Origin of the sequence: Calidifontibacillus erzurumensis, assembly GCF_013303125.1 — a bacterium.
GTDB classification, from domain to species: domain Bacteria; phylum Bacillota; class Bacilli; order Bacillales; family Bacillaceae_J; genus Calidifontibacillus; species Calidifontibacillus erzurumensis.
Window position 1 is genome coordinate 63518 of sequence record NZ_JABTTE010000003.1, and the last position, 21071, is coordinate 84588.

Here is a 21071-nt window from a genome sequence, read left to right on the forward strand (position 1 = left end):
TCACAATCTTATTTTCCTTTTTAAATTTTAATGCAAAATGCAAAATAAGCAAGACTATTATACCTCAATTAAAATTTGCTAACAGGTATATTTTTAAGAAAAAATAAATAGGAGCGACCAATACATAACCGCTCCTTTATAGTGCCCTTCCTTGACTTCGATCTTTCAACTTTTCATCTTTTTCCTTCAGTTTTTTGTACCAAAGACTATGGCGGTGTTTTACATAACTTTCCTTAACATAACCAGAAAACATGCCCGGTAAAAGAGCTCTGTTTTCTTTAAAAAGAAATGCTGCCAAATGTCCTATGATTCCGAATATTAAAAGAAACGTTGCAAAATTATGAATATGTGCAGTCCAAAAAATTACTATATTTGGCATTGTAAAACCAGGAATATTTTTCACTATTTTTATTATTCCGGTAATAATTAATAACATAATGTTTGCACCAATAAATAAATATGCCAACCGCTGTTCTGCTAGATATTTGTCACTTTCCGGTTCTTTACCTTTGGTGATCATCGCTTTAATTATAAGAAAGGATTGTATTAGGTCTCCTCTCTTTGGCCAAATATCAAATTCTTTACGAATGACATGGAGAACAATATGGTAAAAAACAATAAATAGCAACATAATGGCAGCTATATAATGTAACACTAATGTATCAAAATAATTCCCAAGCCATTCAGCTCCCGGCAGCTTTGTTATATTATAACGTTTATATAACGGCATTTGTCCAAGACCGGAAATGATTAATAAAAAGATTGAAATAGCTGTTAGCCAATGAACGATACGATTTGAAAGACTCTGTCTTAAAATCTTTTTTTCATCATTCATCCTCTTTCACCTTCCCTTTCATTGTCCGGTAAGCTACAACCCCAGCAGCAAACGCACCTGCAAGTGGAGCAATCAATGCGCTTTTCATCATACCATTAAAGGATTCAAGTTCATTATCGATTGCTACTTCCATTGTAGGCCGGCCTGGCTTTTCATCCCCTTTTGCAAGTTTATCTTTTTTTATAGCTTCATTAATTTTTTCAAAAGGTACTTTAGACACGTAAAAAGTGGAAGTTCCTCCATTTTCTTTATCCCCATAAACATATCCATTCATTTCGCTTGCTAAGTTATAGGCTAAGTTTCTCATTTCCTCCTTCGTACCAAAATGAATCGCATTTTTCGGACAGGCAGTTTTGCAAACTGGTTCTTCTCCTTTTGCTAATAAGTCAGCACAGAAATCACATTTATACATAACGCCACCGCCCGCTAATTCTGGCACAAGTTTCAAATACAAGCCAACACCTGCTTGACGCTGGGGAATATCCCATGGACAAACATCCCTGCATTTAGCACCTCCCATACAATAACCATCATCAATCGTTACTGCACCTTCTTTACTTTTCTTAATTGCACCAAAAGGACATAAATTTAAACATGTCGGATGATCACAATGCATGCATCTTCTTGGTAAAAATACTTCCTCAATTTTCCCCTCATGTTCCACTTGGACATGATCGACAAATGTCCAGTTGTACGGCGTTAAGCGGTTAGTTACCTCTTGCTTATCAGACCAGTCTTCAAATTTTTTTTGGGGCCAATAAGGTTTAATATCCTCTCTTTTTGGTTGCGGAAACCGATTTTCATTTTTCTCACGACAAGCAAGTACACATAATGGTATTTCTTTGCCCTTACATCCATCACATTTCGTCAAATCAATGACAGTCCCTTTTTCTATTCCAATCGGAATTTGTGCAACTACTTTGTCGATTCCCGATAACATAATCGTTGAAACAGCTCCTGCTTGGGCTGTCCGTTTTATAAAAGTTCTTCTTGTAATTTGCCCAGACATAAAATTACCCCCTATCGTATTTTATTATATGATATACGATAGGGGGTTTTTTTGTAAATATTGTATCTAAATATTTTGGCTAAATGTTTTTATTCTTTAATGAGTCCAGAAATTAAGAATTGCTTCGTTTTTTCTTTTCCAAGCAATTCATAATCAATCTGCATGGCTGTGATATTATTACTGTAATTTTCATTTTTAATGATAAGTTTGGCTACAATATTTAAGTTTTTTGTAGTGACTTCGTAATTTTCAACTGGTGTATAATGATCAAGTAATTTTAATTGCCTAGCTTCTTCTTCTAAGATAACTCCATCCGCACTAGCACTCGTTGCAGCTTTTTCATCGATATAAAATGTTATTGATAATTGATCATCATCTTCATCTAAAAAAGAACCATCTTTTTTAATAAAACGTATATCTTTTAAAATTGGTTTCCCATTTCCATAGTAAGCTAAATCATAGCTCAAATAAATTGGTTGGTTGATGACAACATCATCTTTCTTTAATAACATATAACGATTTAAATTAAATTCATCATTATTAGTTAAACTCAAATAAAAAAGCCAGCCAACTAAAATAACAAATAACGAAATGATAATTAAAACGATTTTCTTCATACTAATACCACTCCTTGATCAACAATGTAAATTATTTTATAAATAAGTTTTTTAAAATACAATAGGTTTTCAAAAATTGCAAACTTTTTTCACAATCTTAAATGAAACAGAAAATTAATAAATTGGACAGCTAATTGAAAAAAAGATAATCTAATTAATGGAATGAATGATAGGAGGATTGATTACAATGGAAAAAATAATGTTCATCGAAACGGGTATGGGTATTGATGTACATGGCCAAGACATAACGCGTGCAGCCGTTCGAGCCGTGCAAAATGCAATTCACTACAATTCAATGCCGGGAATTCGTTCTGTTTTACCTAATAACAGTCTAGACAACATGCGCGTCAATGTCAGACTTGCTGTTCCTTGCGACAAGGATAAACTTGATATTGACACAGTTAAAAATGTAATTCCCTTTGGACAAGTTACAGTTGAAATCGTTGACGGTGGAATGACAACGACAAGCGGGATTGTGCTCAAAGATAAAGGTGATAAAAACGATCAAATGTATATCGTAATCGCAGCAGTCGAAGTCGGCTATTAACATGTTCTCATCTTTCCCCTATTACTTTGACAAAAGTAAATTTTATACCATAGAAAAAAGAGGTTAACCCAAATACTTGGTCAACCTCTTAATCTTTATGTGTTATTCTACTGTTACAATCCAGCCAAATGGATCTTCTACAGTACCATATTGTATTCCTGTTAAAGTATCATAAAGCTTCTTCGATAACGGACCGGTTTCACCGTTGTTTAAAACAATTTTTCGATCCTTCCATAAAAGCTCACCAACTGGCGATATAACAGCAGCTGTTCCAGTACCGAATGCTTCCTCCAATAATCCTTTATCGTAAGCCTCATATATTTCTTCAATAGATATTTTTCGTTCTTCAACCGGAATGTTCCAATATTTTAGCAACTGAATAATAGAATCTCTAGTAATACCAGGTAAAATGCTTCCGCTTAATTCAGGAGTGACAACTTTTCCGTCAATTTTAAAGAAAATATTCATGCTGCCAACTTCTTCAACATATTTATGTTCGATACCATCCAACCACAATACTTGTGAGTAACCTTTTTGGGAGGAAATTTCCTGCGCTTTTAAACTAGCAGCATAGTTTCCTCCAGTTTTTGCTGTCCCGGTTCCGCCTTTGACAGTGCGAACATACTCGTTTTCCACAAGAATTTTAACAGGATTTAAACCTTCTTTATAATAAGCTCCTACTGGAGACATGATGATCATAAATTTATATTGTGATGATGGAGCAACACCTAAGAATGGTTGTGTTGCAATAATAAACGGACGGATATAAAGAGAAGTTCCTTCCGCAGTAGGAATCCAGTCTTTGTCAATCGATACTAATTGCTTTAAAGCTTTTAATGCAAATTGTTCGTCAATTTTTGGAATTACCATTCGGTCATTAGACTGGTTTAGACGTTCCATATTTTTTTCAGGTCTAAACAATTGGACTTTACCTTCTTTTGTAACATAGGCTTTTAACCCTTCAAAAACCGTTTGCCCGTAGTGGAAAACAACAGATGAAGGATCTAAAGTGATTGGTTGATATGGAACGATCCTTGGATCATGCCATCCTTTTCCTTCCGTATAATCCATAATGAACATGTGATCTGTAAAAATTTTACCAAATTGCAATTGGTCTGCATTTGGTTTCTGTTTTTTAGTGGTGCTTAATTCAACTTTAATGGTTTGATCAAGCATCTAAGTCATCTCCTTGTACGATAAAAAAATCAAATTATTAAAGTATTTTCCACTTACTATTGTAAAACTAAAGCAGGAAGTATAACAGACTTTTATGAAAATTTTTTATCAAAATAAAAATTAGTTTTTTTGGAATTGCAAAACTTGTTCGATTGCCTCTGCAACTGTTTCGACAATATAATTAGCATTTCTTTTTACTTGGTCATGAGCTGTTGCCATTGCAAAACTGTTATGAGTTATTTGGAACATTGGTATATCGTTAAAAGAATCGCCAATGCAGGCGATTTGATTGGAATTAATACCAATATGTTTTATTAAAATATCTACTGCATTTCCTTTACTAATATTTTTTGGCATCACATCAAGAATTTGAGCTTCTGAAATATAAGTATCAAGCTCATTCGGGAATGCCTCTTGTAACTCTTCTTGAATCATCCGAATCCTTTTTTCAGGACCATTAATAATAATTTTAGATGCTTGGATCGTTTTACCGATTTTCATTGGCAGATTCTTTTCTTCTTCAATTGGACTGAACAATCTTTTTTCGATTCTTAAAATTGTCTCGTCTTTTATTTCTACATATTCTTTATCAATCGTTGATACAATCGTTATCACATCTTTTTCAATTACTCTATTATAGACTTCTCTAGCAATCTCGGGATCAAACGCTGTTTTATGCAGTGCTTCATTGTTTTTTGAAAAGATAAATGCACCGTTTTGGCTGATCCGATAAAATTCAGGTTCGTTCCATTTTGGACAAATCATCGTTGCAACTGCCCGAATATCAATGTCTTTTCTACCTGATGCCAAACAAATATCGATACCGGCTTCTAAAGCTTTGTTAATAGCTTCAATGTCATCATCACGTACTTTATTGTCAATTGTTAGTAAAGTTCCATCTAGATCGCTTACAAACATTTTTATCATAAAAACTACTCCTACTACTATTTCGTTAATTTCCTCTCCTTATCTTACCCTATCAGCCGGCAAAAAACAAAAGAATCATACACTTTAATCTGTTTCTTAATTTTCAATTTTGTTCAAAATTTCAGTCGTATGTTCACCGACTGCTGGTGGTTTCCGCAATTCATCTTGTAAAAATAGAGGGTTTGTTTTTACTTGACGAATGCCATCCAGTTCAAAAATAAGCTCTTTTTCTTTTATGTAATGAAATTCTGTAAGCTCTCCTGCCTCGAGAACAGGTGTTAAGCAACAATCAACCTCTTGGCTAAAAGCAATCCACTCTTGAAATGTTTTGCTTTTAAAAAGACTTTTTACATCCTCATAAATTGGATTATTAGAATCTGTTTTTGTTAAATACCCATCTACCCATGATGGTCTTCCTACTCCATTGCAGAAATTTCTCCAAAACTTCTGTTCTAAAGCTGCTAAACTAACAAAACGATGGTCGCTCGTCTCATATATAGCATAGTTAATAATCATGCCAGCCAATAAATCCACACCATGCTGAAATCCAGTTTCATTTTCAATTAAGACGTGGTTCCCCATTAATGAAATCATTACATCTGCAAGGGATATGTCTATATACTGACCCTCTCCATTTTTCTCACGGCTAAATAGAGCTGCTAAAATTGCTTCATTTGCAGCAATCCCACCAATCATATCAGCAAATGTATGAGTTGGATGAACCGGCTTACCGTTTTCATCTTTTAATTGCGCTAGAACACCGCTTATAGACATATAATTAAGATCATGACTGCCTAGTTGGCTCAGTGAACTTTGCTGGCCGAAACCTGTTATTGAGCAATAAATGATGTTTCGATTTATTTTTTTTACCGTTTCATAGTCAAGACCAAGCCTTGCCATCACACCTGGACGGAAGCTTTCGATTACAACATCTGCTTCCCTAATTAAATCAAGTACTGCTTGCTGTCCAGATTCTTCTTTTAAATTTATACATATGCTCTTTTTATTACGATTATTGGCTAAGAATAAGAAATTGTTCATTGATCGGGCTGGTTCACCGCCTACTGGTTCAACTTTAATTACTTCAGCCCCCAAATCTGCTAGACGCATACTCGCAAATGGACCAGGCAAATATACTGTGAAATCAATAACCCGTACGTTTTTTAGCATCCCAAATCCCCCTCATAATATCCTCGTGTAAATGCCCCTTGATCTTAATTTATTTTATATTAATACGTACAGGTTCATTATAAGCTTCTTCCACATTTTTCTGGTAGCTTTTATTTAAAAACTTGTATAGAACCATTATTAATGCAACACTTACACCAGTAACGAAGTATAATGTTTGAAAACTAAATTGTGAAGCAATAATTCCTAAAATATAGGCACCTAAAGCAACTCCCGTATCAAAAAATGTAAAAAACGTTGCTGTTGCATGGCCACTCCGGTTTTTACCAGCAAATTGAATTGCCAATGTTTGTAAACAAGGGATCAGACTGCCATAACCAATCCCTATTAGTATCGCCGAAAGTAATAATAACCAAGCTGAATTCGTAATAGTTAGAGTAAACAACCCTAAAGAAAATAGTAGTAGTGTAGGATAGACAACGATTTCAGGTCCTTTTGTGTCAAATAGTCGGCCGACAAACGGGCGAGCAAGTATCATAGATGCCGCATAAAATAGAAAGAAATAACTGGCTGATTCCAAAAGACCAATCGAGTGGGCAAAAATCGATATGAAAGAAAGAATACTAGAATATGCAAAAGCTACAAGACCGCCCATCAATGAAATTGGAATAGACCTTTTTTCAAATAAATCATCAAATCCTAATTTTTTCTTTACTGAAGCCAAATTAATTTCAATTTTCGGAACATTAACACCGGACGTTATCAAAATTGCTACTACCATCAAAATACCAAATAAAAGAAATATTGTTTGAAAGTTTGCGATTTGTAATAGAGTAAGGGCTGTAAAGGGTCCGATAATGACAGCAAGGTTCATGGACATCGTAAAGTAACCAACCCCTTCTCCACGTCTTTTTACAGGGACAATATCCGCAGCAATTGAGCCTGTGGCTGTAGTAATAATACTAAACCAAATCCCGTGGAAAAAACGAAGGGCAATTAGTGCAAAATAATTATTTGTCCAAAAATACATAAAGGTCGCAATCATAAAAAAAGCAAGGCTTATAAGAAGCGTTTTTTTCCTGCCAAACACCTCTAAAACTTTACCCGAAAAGGGACGAACAATAATTGCAGAAGCCAACAGTATCGTTACAACTAAACCTGCTTGTGCTTCGTTTCCTTTTAATTCATCCAATACGTAAATTGGTAAAGCTGTAATTAACCCATAATAAGTTAGAAATAGAAGGAAATTACTGATAAATAATAAAATAAAGCTCTTCGACCATATCCGTTCATTGGTGTCAACATTCATGACAGCCGCACCCTTCCTTAAAAAATAATTTTTTCCTTCAGAGATGTTATTAAAATTTGAAAAACCGATCCATGGAGGTTCTTAATAAAATAACTATAGTTTTAATGCCACTTTTTTGTAAACTTTTTTGCTTAATATGTTTAATATATAAAAATAAATGGTGCTTAGAAATCATGTATTTGATTTCTAAACACCAGTTTCATTTTGTACTATTCATAATGTTTTCTGTTTTATAATTTACATTTTAGGAGCTTCCACTTTACAGACAATCTTCAAAATTTATGTCTTTATTTCCTTCCATTCAAAAATAGGGGATGGGTCAATATTGTTTATTGAAGCGACTTTGTTTTAACATCGAAGCATGTGCTTTATCGATAATATCGACGAGAACATCACCTTTATAAACTCTGCCAAATTTCGTATTTTTTTGATAATACTCTACGATTTCATCCAACTTTTGGATCGTTTCCTTTGTTACCCGCAAATTTAATTGCACCCGCTGTTGCTCAGGCATTATTTCTCCTCACCCCATTTTATGATATCTATTTGCTATCAAATAATACCAATTTAATATCATATTGATAGCATACCCTATTTTTCCTTTATTTTCAAGCCTAATAATAATCTATCAGCATTTAAAGTTAACATAATATAATTATTGATTCCTTAATAAAAAATAAAAAAGCCGACAAACACCTTGTCAGCTTGTTATGAGAGGAACACATGAATCATGCCTATTAGGATTGCTGGTAGAAGGAAGCCTAAATGAAAGGAGAGTAATTGCTGTTTTCCCTTGTTTCATGAAAGGAATAATCCGAAAATAGCTGCGATTGACATTAATCCAATTGATGTTGTTCCTGCCACCTCGCGAAAACCAAATTCTTCTTCATGAACAAACATGATCAATCCATGAACAACACTTAATGTAATAGCTAGTGCTCCAATAAAAATATGTGTTTTACCAAACAATTTTAAAGCTGATTGAAGCAGCTTTTTTGTATTTGGAAACTTTGTCATCAAACTTCGTGAACTTCTCCGTAACGGCAATATGATTCCGGCACCTGCTACAGCTATAACAGCACCCCAACCTAATAACTCTCCCCCTTCTTCAATTGCATCTTCCTTTTTGTGTTCATATACATGTTCAGTTAAGTGTTCATCATATCTATACTTGTCTGCTATTATAGGTTGTGCAATAAAAGATAAACCTATAAATATGGTGATTGATATTAAGGTTGTAAAAATAAAGCTTTTCCATTTTTTCATTTATGATTGCTCCTTTTCATTTTGTTTAGGAAGTGGTAATAAAACTGAAAACATACTTCCTTTTCCTTCTTCACTAGTCACTTCCAATTTTCCGTTATGAGATTGTACAATCCATTTGGCAATTGATAAACCTAATCCGTTTCCGCCGCTTTCTCTAGATCTTGATTGATCTACACGATAAAACCTGTCAAAAATCCTATTTATGTGTTCAGATGGGATGCCAATTCCTGTATCTGATATATTTATTCTTAATTGATTATTTTCTTTATAAACCGATATTTCGATCGTTCCATTGGGAACATTGTACTTGATAGCATTTTCAACTATTATATATAAAAGTTGAGTAATTTTTTCTTTATCCCCAAAAGCTTTTATACTTTTAGGACTTTTCACATTCAAATTGATTTGATTTTTCTCGGCCTCATACTGAAAATTCCGTCGTAATTTCTCAAGAACATCTGTCAACGAAAACCAAGTTTTATTAATTTGTTGTTGCTCGTTATCGGATCGGGCAATAAATAAAAGATTGTTTACTAAATTTGACATGCGTTTTACTTCATCTTTCAAATCTTCCAAAACAGTTAAAGAAAAAGATGATAATTTATTACGGTCTTCAGCCTCAATGACTTCCAATGAAGATTGCATTATACTGAGCGGTGTTCTTAATTCATGGGAGGCATCAGCAGTGAATTCCTTTAGTCTATTGAAAGCATTTGAGATCGGCACCATCGCCCTACCTGCCATCAAATAGCCAAGCAAAACTGAAGCAACGATAAAAACAGCAGCCAAAATGATTAAAATTAGCAAGAGTGTTTTGATAACCTTCGTTTCTTCCGAAATATTTGTACCTGTATAAATGCCCCCTAGAAATTGACCATTGTCATAAATCGTTCGCCCTGAAAGAAGAATATTAACTTTTGAACCATTATCTAATTGAATGTCCAATTTCTTAACTTCATGTTCCTTAGGTTCCCAGCCTTTAATCGCGTTAAGTATTTCATTACGGATTTCTGGGTAATTTTCATCCCCTTCGATGATTGTTCCATCACTTGAAACAACATAATAAAAAGTGCGGGCATTGGGTTTATATTCGATCTCATCCCTATCAAAATGTCTATCTCTTTTTTTTCGTTCGGAATGCCACTCAAATATATCTTTTCGATGTTCTTTTAATTCTTCATGAGCTAAAGCAATTGCATTTTCTTTTTGCTCATTCGCAACAATTGAAAGAAGTGAAAAATAAGTAATAACAATAAATGATATTAAAAAAATAATAAGAAAGCTTGTGAACAATAGTGTTAGGCGCCACTGGGTTTGATTAAACAATTTGTTTTTCAATTTTATAACCTACTCCCCGAATATTTTGTATAAGATGATGTTCACCTGTATCTCCAATTTTTTTACGAAGCAAACGGACTAAAACGTCAAGATTATTGCTAGTCACTTCAGAAGAGTAACCCCATATACGATCAATCAACAAATCCCTTGGTAATGTTTGATTAGGGTGTCGTAATAATAATTCAAGCAACTGGTACTCCTTAGGAGTTAGCTGAATTTCGACACCATTTTTTTCTACGACATGTGTAACAACATTTAGCTTAATTGGACCTGCTGTCAATATTTCCTCCTTGACTAATGGTTTGTTCATTCTTCTTTGCAACGCTCGGATTCTCGCAAACAATTCTGCAAACTCAAATGGTTTGACGATATAATCATCAGCACCTATATCAAGTCCTTTAACACGATCTTCCAAACTGTCTTTAGCAGTTAGCATTAAAATCGCACCATCAAACCCACTTCGACGCAACTCGTTACAAACTGTAATTCCGTCTTTTTTCGGAATCATCCAATCTAAAATAATCAAATCATAATCCGTTGCTTTTGCATAAGAAAGAGCATCTTCTCCATTTAGAACCCAATCGACCTGATGTTTTTCCTTTCTCAACATGTGGACAATAAGATTCCCTAACCGTTTATCATCTTCAACTAACAGGAGTAACATTTGCACCAACACCTTGTCCTTTTTACTTTCATTATATAGAAAATTTTTCCTTTTGGGTTGATTTCAATTTGAGTAGTTTAACGATAAGTAAAGAAAAGATTACTGCCAATGAACTTGTATAAAGGATCATTACCCATTCCTCTTTAGTGTCTGTACCTATAAAAATGCCGTGGATACTAATGAGGATATACGACGGCAGTGCTAAACGGTGTATTTTTTTCCAAACTTTTGCTCCAATATTCGTTATTAAATCACCTGATAAAAATAGAATGACCATAACATAAAGTGATATGGTTCCTATGCCATTTAATATAGCGTGTTCTTTCGCTGTAAACGGAATTAAAATTTCTGTTAATGTATATGGGTGATGAGTATTAATATTTAATAACAAGATATGAAATAAACCAATTAGTAAACTATACCACCCTGCTGATTGATGAATAACTTGCAAATGTTTATTCAGCTTAAGATTTATTTTCATAGATAAAATGAGCCCTGCAGCCACTGATAGAAATAATAAAAAATAAGAAGTTAAACCTGCTGAACGGGTAAGTTCCCAAATTGGCACCACCATTTTACATCACGATCCTTGTAATATAATTTTTTACTTTATTATTGATAGCTACCTTTCCATTTTGATGAATAACGATACAACCCGCGAGAGGAAAATGTTCGGATAACCATTGAACTGAAGTATCGAAGCTATGCATACACAAAATCTTTGCCAAAACATCAGCTTCTGCTGTACTTGATGAAAAAACAGTTGCTTGAACAACATCAGTATCCGTTGATAATCCATTTTTTCCATTTAAAATGTGATTAACAGGTTCTCCGTTTAAATACCAGCTACGATACAATCGATTAGATGTCGCAACAGCACCATTCCTCATATTAAATTGAATGATGTCTTTATCGAAATATTTTGGGTTTGGGTGTTGGATTCCAATTGTTCTTTCCTTTCCCCATACGTATAGGTCACCACCAGCATTTACAATTCCATTGTTTTGGCCTGATTTTTTTAAAATAGTTGCAAGTTTATCAACGCTAAAGCCTTTAGCTATTCCTCCTAAATCAATCTCGTGTTTGACCTTTTTTATAACACCATTCATCCTAGACAAAAAAACAATTGGCTCATGAACGTCCCATGCGAATTTCATAGGTTCAGAATCGAAATTGACAATATTTTTTCCTTGAATATCACGAAACGTTTTGTTGTATCCATAATCTTTTAAAACTGACCCAAGGAAAGGGTTAAATAAAAATTCAGTCTTATAAGCATAATCTAAGGCCAATTTTAATACTTCGTATAAAGTTGACTCAATTTGAATGACAGTATTTATAGGTTGTTTGTTTAAATATGACAGCTCACTATCAGGGAGAAAACGTGAACAAATTTTTTCAAATTGTTCAAACCAAGCTCTTATTTTATTGATATCTATTGGGTCCGAACCTTCCATTTCAACTTCTGTATCCATTGCATGAATACGAATATAATTACTCATTATGATCTCCTCGTCCGCTGTTCGGCATGATCCATATACGGCCACCCACTTTTTGGATTAGCAATGATAACATCATTTCTATATTCGATATCCCAGTTTGTTTCATCCCAGTCAAGCGCCATTAACTGTTTTTCACGTTCTTCTTTATCTATTGCTAAATCTTTTTGGGAAAAATTGTTGTTTTCTTTTAAAATATATTTTTCAGTTTCTTTTTCTCCATCTGTATTAATAGATTGAAGAAATAGAGTAAACGTCGTAATGCTCCCTATTCCAATCATCCATTTTAACCACCTGTCTCTCATTACTAATCATCCTTTCAATTGGATTTCATTATTTTCTACTGTTTCCTTAATCTCAAAGCCTAAGCCGTTAGCAAGAACAGAAATGGCAATGTAATAATCATTATTTTGCTTAATTATTGGACGTTGCATTGGTGTTTTCCTCATATTTTCATAAACAACTCTTGAGTTATTGCGTACAATCAAATGTTTTTCTCCCTTAGTTATTTCAATGATTTCAGAATTTGGATATATGGTTGAAGTCGCACCCAAGTATTTTGCTACAGTTTCAAGTGGGACTAATAATTGGCTTCCACTAGGAATAGCGTTTATTTTTATTGGTTCTGCATTTTCTATTTTTAATAAAACTTCTCCCTCCTCATTTATAGGTAATTTTTCAAACTCTTTTGGCTGTTCTGCAATTCTTGACCATTTAAACCAATATTCTTTTGAATTTTTAGTTTTAAAAATATGTTGTCCTTTGTAATCGTCTTCCTCATCATCGTAGTCATCATGATCATCATAAAAATCATGGTCCCTATACTCATATTTATAGTGGTTCGACCTATGATGATGATCATCATCCGCTTCAACAATCACAGAAAAAACAAATAAACTAAAAACCATGGCAACAGCGATCCATAACATTTTATTTTGTTTCATTTCCATCCCTCCACAGTTACAATCCTACCCATGTAAAATGAAAAAAAAATGAAAATTAAAGATTTTTTTGTTTGTAATATCAATAGGAAATAAAAACCCACCTATTCCGCCAAATAAGCAAAATAAGTGGGTTTTAGATATTGTTAAATTACATTTTCTTGCTCTTCTTCAAACTCTTTTTCTTTTTCATTAAATTGCATAATCTTATTCAATACATACATTACTGCACCAACAAATACAGCTGACATGATCCATCCGAATGTTCGCATTGCAATAAGTATTTTATCGTATCCATCTACCCCATATTTATGAATCAACCAAATTTTCACTACGCTTTCGAGTACATCACGGAGGATTAAAAATGCCGTTAACCACTGAAAATATTTAAATACCTCTTTTGATTTATATTTTTTCAAGCTTTCTTCCCGCGGCGTCCCTTGAATATACGCTGCATCTACTAAAAAGTATAGTACAATCGGTTTTTTAATTATAATTGTAAATAGTAAAAATGCAATCATACCAAAATTAAAATAAATGCCATTCCAAAGCATCCATTCTGCTGAATCACTGATTAAGTCTAAAATTGTATTAATCATAAGTGATGACATAATGTATAAACCAGAAACATTAAATTGCCGTTCGCTAAAAAAGTTCCAAACAGTATAGACGAACGCAGGAGCTGTTGATAAAAGCATGGCATAATAATCCCCTAACGGATCTCGTCCATACTTCCAAATTACGATTGGCAAAACGATATAACAAATAATCTCAATAATCGGCTTTAATTTTTTCATAGAGTCTCCTTAAAGATATATAATTCTTAATCCATTATAATACCATTAATAGAAAAGTTAAATGTATAAATTGTTTATAAAAATATAATCCAAAAGTTCTATATAAAATAATGTGATAAATCATTATCGGCTTCCCTAACAAAAATTCGCTTGAAAAAATCCATACACAAGATGATTTCCTTAGGCACAATAAACTAATATTATAATACTAATATAATCAAACGATTGATCAGTAATAGATTTTATATTGCAAGAAAAAACACAGCCCTCTTTCATAAGAGCTGTGTTTCTAATCTTTTTAAAAAAACATTTCTCCTAAAAGGATACCTAAATTTTTAATATACCACCCTTGCTCGCATTTGTAACTAGTTTTGAATAACGAGCAAGATAACCTGTTTTAACTTTTGGTTCGAAGCCCTTCCAGTTTTCTTTTCTCTTGTTCCACTCTTCTTCCGGAACATCGACATCAATTGTACGTTTTTCAATATCGATAATGATACGGTCACCGTTTTGGACGAATGCAAGCGGACCACCTTCTGCAGCTTCAGGTGAAACGTGGCCGATTGATAAGCCACGGGATGCGCCTGAAAAACGTCCATCTGTTACTAGAGCAACTTTTGTTCCAAGACCCATACCAACGATTTGCGAAGTTGGCGCAAGCATTTCAGGCATACCTGGACCACCTTTTGGACCTTCATAACGGATAATAACAACATGACCTGGCTTAACTTCACCTTTAGCAATACCTTCTAGCGCTTCATCTTGAGAATCAAATACGATCGCTGGCCCATCATGGCGAGTAATGCCGCCTTCTACAGCACCAGATTTAATGACAGCACCCTCTGGCGCTAAGTTTCCAAATAATACGGCTAGTCCACCTTTTTCAGAATGAGGATTGTCGATAGGTCGAATGACATCATAATTTTTCACTTCATGGCCAGCAATATTTTCACCCAATGTTTTTCCAGTTACAGTTAATGTATCTAAATGGAGGGTTCCTTCTTTTTTCGCTAATTCATTTAATAAGGCATGAACTCCTCCAGCTTCATGTAAATCTTCAATAAAAACATCAGAAGCTGGTGCTAGTTTTGCCAAATGCGGAACACGCTCAGCTATACCATTGATTCGATCTAATGAATAATTAATTCCAGCTTCATTTGCCAATGCAAGTGTATGCAAAACAGTATTTGTAGAGCCACCCATTGCCATATCTAAAGCAAAGGCATTATCGATCGCTTTTTCTGTGACAATATCACGTGGTTTAATATCATTTTCAATTAAATACATTAATTGCTTTGCAGACTGTTTTACAAATTCACGTCGTTCCGGAGAAACAGCTAAAATTGTACCGTTACCTGGCAATGCCAAGCCTAGAACTTCTGCTAAACAGTTCATTGAATTGGCAGTAAACATACCAGAACATGAACCACAGGTCGGACAGCCATATTGTTCAAGTTCTGTTAATGAACCTTCATCGATAAGGCCAGATTGGTAAGCTCCTACACCTTCGAAAACAGATGATAAGGAAAGTCTTTTCCCGCTGCTAGTTACACCGGCTTTCATCGGACCGCCACTCACAAAAATCGTTGGGATATTTAAACGCATAGCAGCCATCATCATTCCTGGTGTAATTTTGTCACAGTTTGGTATGCAGACCATACCATCAAACCAGTGAGCGGCAACAACTGTTTCAACAGAATCAGCAATTATATCACGGCTTGGAAGCGAATAACGCATACCAATATGCCCCATCGCTATGCCATCATCAACACCAATCGTATTAAATTCAAATGGTACACCGCCTGCTTCACGAATGGCTTCTTTTACAATTTTTCCAAACTCTTGTAGATGAACATGTCCAGGAACTATATCAATATATGAATTAACCACTGCGATAAATGGTTTATCAAAATCTTCTTCTTTTACTCCTGCGGCACGGAGCAGGCTGCGATGAGGTGCCCTATCAAAGCCTTTTTTAATCATATTACTACGTAGTTCTGCCACGAAAATCCCTCCAACTATTGTCTAAAAAGTTTAATAAATTGAAATTATAAAATATTGTACCACTAATTCTATTATCAGGACAGTAAAAATTTAATTTTAGACATATGACAGTTCCCTATTAGTTAATAATTATTACCTTTTATTATTTGATCTTTATTCCCTTTCAATGTATTTCCTTCACTTCATGACTTAATATTCAAATTGAACATCTCAAAGGAATTTATTTCATATTTCCAAAAACTACTAATCATTCTTTAAATAAGGCAGAAAACATTCGTTTGTTTCTTTCGTTTCGCACTTTTGTATTTTATTTGATATAATTTGATAGATTAAATAAAAATTGGAGGATTTATTATTAATGATAACTGTTAGTAATGTGAGTTTACGATACGGTGGCCGAAAGCTGTTTGAAGATGTAAATATTAAGTTTACACCAGGGAACTGTTACGGTTTGATCGGGGCAAATGGAGCCGGGAAATCTACTTTCTTGAAAATATTATCTGGCGAAATTGAACCTCAAACCGGAGAAGTTTATATGGAACCTGGCCAAAGGCTCGCCGTTTTAAAACAAAACCATTTTGAATATGAAGATTTCGATGTATTAACAACTGTAATTATGGGACATTCCCGTCTATATGAAGTCATGCGGGAAAAAGATGCGATCTATATGAAACCTGACTTTAGTGATGAAGATGGAATTAGAGCAGCTGAACTTGAAGCGGAGTTTGCTGAAATGAACGGCTGGGAAGCTGAATCTGAAGCTGCGATTCTATTGTCAGGTCTTGGAATTCCAGAGGAATTGCATACAAAAAAAATGGCCGAATTAACTGGCGGTGAAAAAGTAAAAGTCTTGTTGGCTCAAGCATTGTTCGGGAAACCTGATGTACTACTTCTCGATGAGCCAACGAACCATTTAGATTTGAAAGCAATTTCTTGGCTTGAAGAATTTCTTATTAACTTTGAAAATACAGTCATCGTTGTATCCCATGACCGTCATTTTCTAAATAAAGTTTGCACGCACATTGCTGATTTAGATTTTGGGAAAATTCAAATCTATGTCGGAAACTACGATTTTTGGTATGAATCTAGCCAGCTTGCTTTAAAGATGGCTCAAGAAGCTAATAAGAAGAAAGAAGAAAAAATTAAGGAACTGCAAACGTTCATTGCACGTTTTAGTGCCAATGCTTCAAAATCTAGGCAGGCAACATCGAGAAAAAAACTGTTGGAAAAAATTACGCTTGATGATATTAAACCTTCATCACGCCGCTATCCATATATTAACTTTACACCAGATAGGGAAATTGGCAACGACTTGCTTCGTGTTGAAGGGTTAACAAAAACTATTGATGGCGTAAAAGTATTAGACAACATAAGTTTTATCATGAACAAAGGTGATAAAATAGCGCTTGTTGGAACAAATGATATCGCAAAAACTACTTTATTTAAAATTTTAATGGGAGAAATGGAGCCTGACAGTGGTACTTTCAAATGGGGAGTAACAACCTCTCAAGCTTATTTCCCTAAAGACAACTCGAAGTATTTTGAGGATTGTGATTTAAATCTAGTCGATTGGTTGCGGCAATTTTCTCCAAAAGATGAAAGTGAAAGCTTTTTGCGCAGCTTTTTAGGAAGAATGCTGTTTTCCGGTGAAGAAGTATTGAAAAAAGCAAGTGTTCTCTCTGGAGGAGAAAAAGTTCGTTGCATGTTGGCAAAAATGATGCTTAGCGGTGCGAACGTACTTTTATTGGATGAACCGACAAACCATTTGGATCTTGAATCTATCCAAGCACTAAACAACGGATTAATTGCATTCAAAGGTTCAATGCTGTTTGCTTCCCACGACTATCAGTTTGTTCAAACGATTGCTAACCGCATCTTTGAGATCACCCCAAAAGGTTTGATCGATAAACAAATGACGTATGAAGAATATTTAGAAAACCAAGCTATTCAAGAAAAAGTTGCTGAAATGTATCGATAAAAAAATGAGCTGCTACAAGTTCGAAACTTGAAGCAGCTCATTTTTATTCTTTGTTATTCTAGCTTTAAAACTATATGGCAGCATATTCTTTTTCTTTTATTTCATTTTCCGCAGGAAATTCTTCACCGTATTTTTTTATGCCAAAAGCAGTGCGAATGAATGGAAATTCAAGTCCCCAACGGCTAAACCATTCTCTTTTAATTTGCTCATTATATAAATTTTTTTCAGCCATTTCAATTAGTTCATGCTCATAAAGTTCACTGATTCTTTTCGTCATATTTTGCACATCCTTTAAAAAAATAAATTACCAAATTTCGTAAAAAATCATTAATTGTAGTTTAAACTCTATTAACTAGCTTAATACAAATCCAAAAAATTTGTTTGACGAATTAAAGAATTTTTATCGTTTATTTTTTTATTAGTTGACCGCGCGTAACACCTAATTGATTTGTAGCTTTTAATGTTTTCCATACACTTGTTCCAGTTCTTTTTCCTTCAAGCGCTTCACGATATAACTGAATCACTTCTTGAACTTTTTTAGCATCTTCTTCTAAAAATTCTATTCGATAATGACTTATGCCTGCATTCAAGAAATTGGCAATATACTCTGCTCCAGACTGTTCGATAGCATTATAAACTGTATTTCGACAGCCGATATCGACACGGACTGGATGTATCATACCAATGCGGTCTTGCAACGAAATTCTATGCTTTTCACACGGACGGCCACAATTTGTAAAATCAGTTCCTTCACTTAGAAAAGTGCAATAGACACAATGTTCTGTATGGAACATAGGTAAGTGCTGATGGATGACTATCTCAATTTTTTCTTCAGGTACATGTTCCAATAAATCAAACATTTGTTGAATATTTAAATCATAAGATGGTGTTATTCTCGACAAGCCGCGTTCTAAAAATAAATCTACTGCTTTTGAATTGGCTATGTTTAATGAGAAATCACCAATTAATGGCAAAGTCACATTTTGTTGTTGATAGTAATAAATGGCACCAAGATTCCTCACTAAAATAGCGTCAGGAGATGCTTTAATAATTCCATGTAAGATTCCATTTTCGCCAGGCATATGAATTCTTGGTGTTGCCAATGCAATTGGTTTTTGGTAGGCCCTTGCGATTTGTACAGCTTTTGGATAGTCGGTAGTAAACTCAAAATCGGCATAAATAAAATCAACATCTGTTTGGCAGCTTGCTTCAATTTGTTCTAACGAACGACAAAGTGAAATTAATGATGGATAAAGACTTTGCTCTTTTTTTGATTGTTTCCTAGTACTATTAATTGTCTCAACTTGGTTTTTTTGATAACGATATGGGGTTTGGCGCAGTAACAAAAGCTTATCCACTGCTTCTCTTCTAATACGATTCAATTCTTTAACAGGAATAATCACATCTTCTTTCAAATCTACTTCGATTTGAGACAATTCAAAAATCGTACCTCCAAGCCGCCCTAGTTGCTCTTCTAAATATTCTTTTGTTAAAGGACGTTTAATGGCCTTTTCCAAATTAACCGTTGATTCAATTGTTACATAATTGTTTGTAACTTCATCGTGCCAAACGGTTTTTAGAGGTTCACCGACTGATCCTGTGACTGAAACACCAAGCGGAAAGAGTCGAAAAGCTTTTTCGGTTTCAAATGTTTTCCGTAAACGTTTTTCCAACTCTTGATCGCTTGTTTTCCATATTTTGTCGCCAACATGAACCTTCGTAAGATTAATATCATGGCGACCAGGGACAATTTCTACGAGCCCTTGTTTTACTTCTCCATCTATTTTTTTACCCTTCTTTCGAAGATCATAAACACGTCCGCCTTCTTCTTTTTCTTCAGGTCTACCTGCATCGAATACAATCCCATCCCCGCGTTTAAGGGGTGCTTCAATCTCGCAGAGAACTGCATCTTTTAACACTTTTTTCACTGTCCCAAGATACACGCCTCTGCTTTTAGGAAAAGTCCCGTCAAGCAACTGTTTATGGTTTGTCCCTTTTAAAAAGCCAAAGGTAAAACCGCGGCTAAAGCTTTGTTGAAGCTCTCTTATTTCTTCTTTTGATGGTTTATAATTCCTTCCAGCCAAATACTCATCAATTGCTTTACGATATTTGCTAACAACATTAGCTACATATTCAGGCGATTTCAACCTTCCTTCAATTTTAAAAGTAGTAACGCCCGATTCTATGAGCTCGGGAATAAGCTCCAAGGCTGCTAAATCCTTTGGTGAAAGTACGTAAGCAAGATTGCCCATTTCTTTTACTTCACCATCAACGATTAAATCATATGGTAGGCGACAAGCTTGAGCGCATTCTCCACGGTTAGCTGAACGACCGCCTAACATTTCCGATGTTAAACATTGTCCAGAATATGAAACACACAAAGCACCATGAACAAATACTTCAAGTGGTACATCTGTTTGATCTGCAATCATACGAATTTGCTTAAGATTGTTTTCACGGCCTAATACAATAACCTCAAGATTATAGGGTTTTAAAAATTCAACTGCTTCCGAAGAGGTGACAGTCATCTGAGTAGAGCCATGAATTGGGAAATCAGGTGATATATCCCTGATCATTTTCACTAGACCCATATCTTGAACAATTAGACCGTCTACACCAGCATCAATGCATGCTTCCACGATTTTACTGGCTTCATTCATCTCTTTTTCAAAAATAAGAATGTTTAGGGTAACATACCCTTGAACATGATATTTGTGTAAATAAGCCATAATTTCAGGAAGCTCATCTATATGAAAATTTTCCGCGCGTACTCTAGCATTATAATTTTCAATTCCAAAATAAACTGCATCCGCTCCATTAGCTACTGCCGCTCTAATGCAATCCCAATTACCAGCAGGTGCCAATAATTCAATCGTATTTCTCTTGATGCGATTCAAGCTCTCAATCCTCTCTCTTTCGTTCACTCAAAGAATAATTTTACTTGATTCGTTAAAAAAAATCTATAGACAATCCTCCTTCCCAGGCAGCCTGATAGGGGATTTAGGCACGCTAATGATATCTAACCAAAGCTTTTCC

At 34.5% G+C, this 21071-nt stretch carries 21 protein-coding genes; 2 read left to right on the forward strand and 19 right to left on the reverse strand.

All coding sequences use genetic code 11. From position 1 onward, the window contains the following. Positions 1 to 136 precede the first annotated feature (136 nt). From HR057_RS03575 to HR057_RS03585, 3 genes are all read right to left on the reverse strand, one after another. Entirely contained in the window at positions 137 to 835 is a 699-nt protein-coding gene (locus HR057_RS03575; protein WP_173730052.1) for a formate dehydrogenase subunit gamma, read from the reverse strand. Next, positions 828 to 1844: a 4Fe-4S dicluster domain-containing protein gene (locus tag HR057_RS03580; RefSeq protein ID WP_173730053.1), complete on the reverse strand. Its 1017-nt coding sequence runs from the start codon at positions 1842 to 1844 to the stop codon at positions 828 to 830. The genes HR057_RS03575 and HR057_RS03580 overlap by 8 nt, the downstream gene beginning before the upstream one ends. 89 nt (positions 1845 to 1933) lie before the next feature. Further along, positions 1934 to 2461, reverse strand: coding sequence for a hypothetical protein (locus HR057_RS03585; RefSeq protein ID WP_173730054.1), 528 nt, complete (start codon positions 2459 to 2461; stop codon positions 1934 to 1936). A 187-nt stretch (positions 2462 to 2648) separates the two neighbouring features. On the opposite strand from HR057_RS03585, the gene HR057_RS03590 reads away from it, so the two are divergent. After that, complete coding sequence (locus HR057_RS03590) at positions 2649 to 3008, forward strand: Lin0512 family protein (protein ID WP_173730055.1); 360 nt, start codon at positions 2649 to 2651, stop codon at positions 3006 to 3008. A 102-nt stretch (positions 3009 to 3110) separates the two neighbouring features. On the opposite strand, the gene HR057_RS03595 is transcribed toward HR057_RS03590, so the two are convergent. From HR057_RS03595 to ilvD, 14 genes are all read right to left on the reverse strand, one after another. After that, entirely contained in the window at positions 3111 to 4184 is a 1074-nt protein-coding gene (locus HR057_RS03595) for a branched-chain amino acid aminotransferase (RefSeq protein WP_173730056.1), read from the reverse strand. 120 nt (positions 4185 to 4304) lie between these two features. Then, the gene (locus HR057_RS03600) at positions 4305 to 5111 is read right to left on the reverse strand and encodes an HAD family hydrolase (protein WP_173730057.1); all 807 of its coding nucleotides are present in this window, start codon (positions 5109 to 5111) and stop codon (positions 4305 to 4307) included. Positions 5112 to 5207: 96 nt separating this feature from the next. Beyond that, on the reverse strand, positions 5208 to 6281 hold the full coding sequence (locus HR057_RS03605) for a CaiB/BaiF CoA transferase family protein (protein WP_173730058.1): 1074 nt from the start codon (positions 6279 to 6281) through the stop codon (positions 5208 to 5210). Between the two features lie 49 nt (positions 6282 to 6330). Beyond that, positions 6331 to 7548, reverse strand: a complete 1218-nt coding sequence (locus tag HR057_RS03610) for an MFS transporter (protein ID WP_173730059.1) — start codon at positions 7546 to 7548, stop codon at positions 6331 to 6333. A 319-nt stretch (positions 7549 to 7867) separates the two neighbouring features. Beyond that, positions 7868 to 8062, reverse strand: coding sequence for a hypothetical protein (locus HR057_RS03615; RefSeq protein ID WP_173730060.1), 195 nt, complete (start codon positions 8060 to 8062; stop codon positions 7868 to 7870). A 284-nt stretch (positions 8063 to 8346) separates the two neighbouring features. After that, positions 8347 to 8814 (reverse strand): hypothetical protein, encoded by a 468-nt coding sequence (locus HR057_RS03620; RefSeq protein ID WP_173730061.1) that lies wholly within the window; start codon positions 8812 to 8814, stop codon positions 8347 to 8349. Beyond that, the gene (locus tag HR057_RS03625) at positions 8815 to 10152 is read right to left on the reverse strand and encodes a sensor histidine kinase (protein ID WP_173730062.1); all 1338 of its coding nucleotides are present in this window, start codon (positions 10150 to 10152) and stop codon (positions 8815 to 8817) included. After that, entirely contained in the window at positions 10133 to 10816 is a 684-nt protein-coding gene (locus HR057_RS03630; RefSeq protein ID WP_173730063.1) for a response regulator transcription factor, read from the reverse strand. Before HR057_RS03630 ends, HR057_RS03625 begins: the two co-directional genes overlap by 20 nt. Positions 10817 to 10847: 31 nt before the next feature. Beyond that, positions 10848 to 11390, reverse strand: coding sequence for a ferric reductase-like transmembrane domain-containing protein (locus tag HR057_RS03635; RefSeq protein WP_173730064.1), 543 nt, complete (start codon positions 11388 to 11390; stop codon positions 10848 to 10850). Position 11391: 1 nt separating this feature from the next. Further along, complete coding sequence (locus HR057_RS03640; protein WP_173730065.1) at positions 11392 to 12318, reverse strand: FAD:protein FMN transferase; 927 nt, start codon at positions 12316 to 12318, stop codon at positions 11392 to 11394. Next, the gene (locus HR057_RS03645) at positions 12318 to 12596 is read right to left on the reverse strand and encodes a hypothetical protein (protein ID WP_230474344.1); all 279 of its coding nucleotides are present in this window, start codon (positions 12594 to 12596) and stop codon (positions 12318 to 12320) included. The genes HR057_RS03640 and HR057_RS03645 overlap by 1 nt, the downstream gene beginning before the upstream one ends. Positions 12597 to 12626: 30 nt before the next feature. Further along, positions 12627 to 13259, reverse strand: a complete 633-nt coding sequence (locus tag HR057_RS03650; protein WP_173730067.1) for a stalk domain-containing protein — start codon at positions 13257 to 13259, stop codon at positions 12627 to 12629. A gap of 143 nt (positions 13260 to 13402) precedes the next feature. Further along, complete coding sequence (locus HR057_RS03655) at positions 13403 to 14053, reverse strand: VC0807 family protein (protein WP_173730068.1); 651 nt, start codon at positions 14051 to 14053, stop codon at positions 13403 to 13405. Positions 14054 to 14380: 327 nt separating this feature from the next. Continuing rightward, on the reverse strand, positions 14381 to 16057 hold the full coding sequence (ilvD, locus tag HR057_RS03660; RefSeq protein WP_173730069.1) for a dihydroxy-acid dehydratase: 1677 nt from the start codon (positions 16055 to 16057) through the stop codon (positions 14381 to 14383). A gap of 358 nt (positions 16058 to 16415) precedes the next feature. Between ilvD and HR057_RS03665 the strand changes: the two genes are divergently transcribed. After that, positions 16416 to 18035 (forward strand): ABC-F family ATP-binding cassette domain-containing protein, encoded by a 1620-nt coding sequence (locus HR057_RS03665; RefSeq protein ID WP_173730070.1) that lies wholly within the window; start codon positions 16416 to 16418, stop codon positions 18033 to 18035. A gap of 70 nt (positions 18036 to 18105) precedes the next feature. On the opposite strand, the gene HR057_RS03670 is transcribed toward HR057_RS03665, so the two are convergent. Together HR057_RS03670 and HR057_RS03675 are read right to left on the reverse strand one after the other, a co-directional pair. Beyond that, positions 18106 to 18312, reverse strand: coding sequence for a hypothetical protein (locus HR057_RS03670; protein WP_173730071.1), 207 nt, complete (start codon positions 18310 to 18312; stop codon positions 18106 to 18108). Between the two features lie 130 nt (positions 18313 to 18442). Then, positions 18443 to 20932, reverse strand: a complete 2490-nt coding sequence (locus HR057_RS03675; protein ID WP_173730072.1) for a DUF3656 domain-containing U32 family peptidase — start codon at positions 20930 to 20932, stop codon at positions 18443 to 18445. Positions 20933 to 21071: the final 139 nt, after the last annotated feature.